The sequence below is a fragment of the Streptomyces sp. genome (genome assembly GCF_031178505.1).
GTDB lineage: Bacteria > Actinomycetota > Actinomycetes > Streptomycetales > Streptomycetaceae > Streptomyces > Streptomyces gulbargensis.
In genome coordinates this window covers 1-2,948 of the sequence record NZ_JAPSIW010000309.1, presented here as the reverse complement: position 1 = coordinate 2,948, position 2,948 = coordinate 1, and the positions used below count along the sequence as shown (strand labels likewise).

Genomic DNA, 2,948 nt, shown 5'->3' with positions numbered 1-2,948 from the left:
CGTCGGGGCCCGGCCCGCGTCCCGCCCGCCCCTTCCCCTCCGCCGGACCCGCCGCCCCCGGGCCGGGCGGTCCGCCGACGCTTCTTCGCTGAACCGCCCGCCCCGTGTCCGCACTCAGCCGCAGACCAGGTCGGCCGCCCGGCGGGCACAACCCCAGGCGACCGTCACCCCCGCGCCCCCGTGGCCGTAGTGGTGCACCAGGCGTCCGCCGCCCGGCAGCGGCACCGCCTCGATCCGCACCCCGCCCGCCCGCGCGGGCCGCAGCCCCACCCGGTGACCCAGCACCCGCGCCCCCGCGATCTCCGGCCGGACCCGGGCACACCGCGCCACGATCGCCTCCGCCGTCGCGGGATCCGGGACGAGACTCTCCGCGCCGTCCTCGGCCGTCCCGCCGAGCACCAGACGCCCCGGCTGCGGAAAGAAGTACGTGGTCTCCCGCGCCGCGGCGTCCGCCGCGGTGAACCACTCCTCGACACCAGGGTTCTCCACCAGCACCAACTGCCCCCGCACCGGCCGCAGACCGGTGTCCGGCGACAGCTCCCGGGCCCCCAGCCCCGTGCAGTCCACGACCACCCGCGCCCGCTGTGCCGCCTCCCCGAAACCGGTCACCGACCGCCGCTCGAAGACCCCGCCCGCCTCCTCGAAACGCCCCCGCAGCCAGGCCAGATGGACCGGCATGTCGATCAGCGGCAACCGCCCCGCGATCCCCACCGTGTACGGCCCCGGCACCTCCCCTGCCGACAGCTGCCGCAGCCCCTCGACCTCCCGCGCCCACGGCCCGAGCCCGGCCAGGACCGTGTCCGCGTGGACCCCCGCCGCCCATCGCACCCCGGTCCGCGCCGGATCGGCCGCCAGCTCCCCGTACACCCGCAGCGACTCCACCGCCCAGGCACCCGCCCGTGCCGCCGGCTCGATCCGGTACGGCCACCACAGCGCGCCCGCCACCGCCGACGTCGTCGCCGTCACGTCCTCCCGCGACCAGACCCGCACCCGCAGGCCGCGTTCCACCAGGGTCACCGCCGTCGTCAGCCCGACGACCCCGCCCCCCACCACGATCACGTCGCTCGTCATGGCGGGGACCGTACCCGGCGGCGGCGCCCCCGACCCCCGGGCGCGGAGCCCGCGGCCGGGGGCCGTGGTCGCCGCCGCCTAAGATGCATCCCCTGATGACTGCAACCCTCGTCGCCAAGGACCTCGCCGCCGGCCACGGCGAACGCACCCTCTTCGCCGGGCTCGACCTCGTCGTCGCCCCCGGCGACGTGATCGGCCTCGTCGGCGCCAACGGCGCCGGCAAGTCCAGCCTGCTGCGGCTGCTCGCCGGACTCGACACCCCCGAGGAGGGCGAGGTGCGGCTCTCGCCGCCCACCGCCACCGTCGGCCACCTCCCGCAGGAGCCGGAGCGCCGCGAGGGCGAGAGCGTGCGCGGCTTCCTCGCCCGCCGCACCGGCGTCGCCGCCGCCCAGACCGCGATGGACGAGGCCACGCAGGGGCTCGTGGACGGCACCCCGGGCGCCGACGACGCCTACGCCGTCGCCCTGGAACGCTGGCTGAACCTCGGCGGCGCCGACCTCGACGAGCGCGCCGAGGAGACCGCCGCGACCCTCGGCCTCACCGTCGGCCTCGACCAGCCGATGACCTCGCTCTCCGGCGGCCAGGCCGCCCGCGCCGGACTCGCCTCCCTCCTCCTCTCCCGCTACGACGTCTTCCTCCTCGACGAGCCCACCAACGACCTGGACCTCGACGGCCTGGAGCGCCTGGAAGCCTTCGTGCGCGGACTGCGCCCCGGCACCGTCGTCGTCAGCCACGACCGCGAGTTCCTCACCCGGACCGTGACCAAGGTCCTCGAACTCGACCTCGCCCAGCAGCGGATCACCCTCTACGGCGGCGGCTACGACGCCTACCTGGAGGAGCGGGCCACCGCCCGTCGGCACGCCCGCGAGGAGTACGAGGAGTTCGCCGACAAGAAGGCCGCCCTCGAAGGGCGCGCCCTGATGCAGCGCAACTGGATGGACAAGGGCGTCCGCAACGCCCGCCGCAAGGCCACCGACAACGACAAGATCGGGCGGAAGCTGCGCGGCGAGGCCAGCGAGAAGCAGGCCGCCAAGGCCCGGCAGACCCAGCGCATGATCGAACGCCTGGACGTCGTGGAGGAGCCCCGCAAGGAGTGGGAGCTGCGGATGGAGATCGCCGCCGCCCCGCGCTCCGGCTCGGTCGTGGCGACCCTCCGCGACGCCGAGGTGCGCCGCGGGGACTTCCACTTCGGTCCCGCCACCCTCCAGATCGACTGGGCCGACCGGGTCGCCGTCACCGGCGCCAACGGCGCCGGCAAGTCCACCCTCCTCGCCGCGCTCCTCGGCCGTCTGCCGCTCGACTCGGGCGACGCCACGCTCGGCTCCGGGGTCGTCGTGGGCGAGGTCGACCAGGCCCGCAAGCTGTTCCACGGTACGGAGATGCTGCTCGACGCCTTCTGCGCGGCCGTCCCCGACACCGAGCCCGCGGAGGTCCGCACGCTGCTGGCCAAGTTCGGCCTCAAGGCCGAGCACGTGCTGCGGCCCGCCACCACCCTCTCCCCGGGCGAGCGCACCCGGGCCGCGCTGGCCCTGCTCCAGGGCCGGGGCGTCAACCTGCTCGTCCTGGACGAGCCGACCAACCACCTCGACCTGCCGGCGATCGAGCAGCTGGAGTCCGCCCTCGACAGCTACACCGGCACCCTGCTCCTCGTCACCCACGACCGGCGCATGCTCGACGCGGTGCGCACCGATCGCCGCATCGAGGTCGCCGGCGGCAAGGTGACCGAACTCCGGTGACCGTCTCCTTCGGCTGGGCCCCGTCGAGGCGGGAGCCCTCGGCTCCGGTGCCGCCTGCCTGGTCGTGGTGGACGTCCTGTCCTTCACGACCGCCGTCGGCGTCGCGGTCGAGGGCGGCGCCGCCGTGCACCCGTACCGGTG

The 2,948-nt window shown here is 75.8% G+C and carries 2 protein-coding genes; one reads left to right on the top strand and one right to left on the bottom strand.

Features of this window, described 5'->3' with window-relative positions; translation table 11 throughout:
* Positions 1-114: 114 nt before the first annotated feature.
* Positions 115-1,071, bottom strand: coding sequence for an FAD-dependent oxidoreductase (locus RIF68_RS20115; RefSeq protein ID WP_309052677.1), 957 nt, complete (start codon positions 1,069-1,071; stop codon positions 115-117).
* 95 nt (positions 1,072-1,166) lie between these two features.
* Here RIF68_RS20115 and RIF68_RS20110 point away from each other — a divergent pair, with 95 nt between their 5' ends.
* A complete protein-coding gene (locus RIF68_RS20110; protein WP_309052676.1) occupies positions 1,167-2,807 on the top strand; it encodes an ABC-F family ATP-binding cassette domain-containing protein in 1,641 nt (546 codons plus the stop codon).
* Positions 2,808-2,948 lie beyond the last annotated feature (141 nt).

What these genes read in the sequence shown, in the direction of transcription:
- RIF68_RS20115 (WP_309052677.1), bottom strand. Translation starts at nt 1,071, where the DNA reads ATGACGAGCGACGTGATCGTGGTGGGGGGCGGGGTCGTCGGGCTGACG.
- RIF68_RS20110 (WP_309052676.1), top strand. Translation starts at nt 1,167, where the DNA reads ATGACTGCAACCCTCGTCGCCAAGGACCTCGCCGCCGGCCACGGCGAA.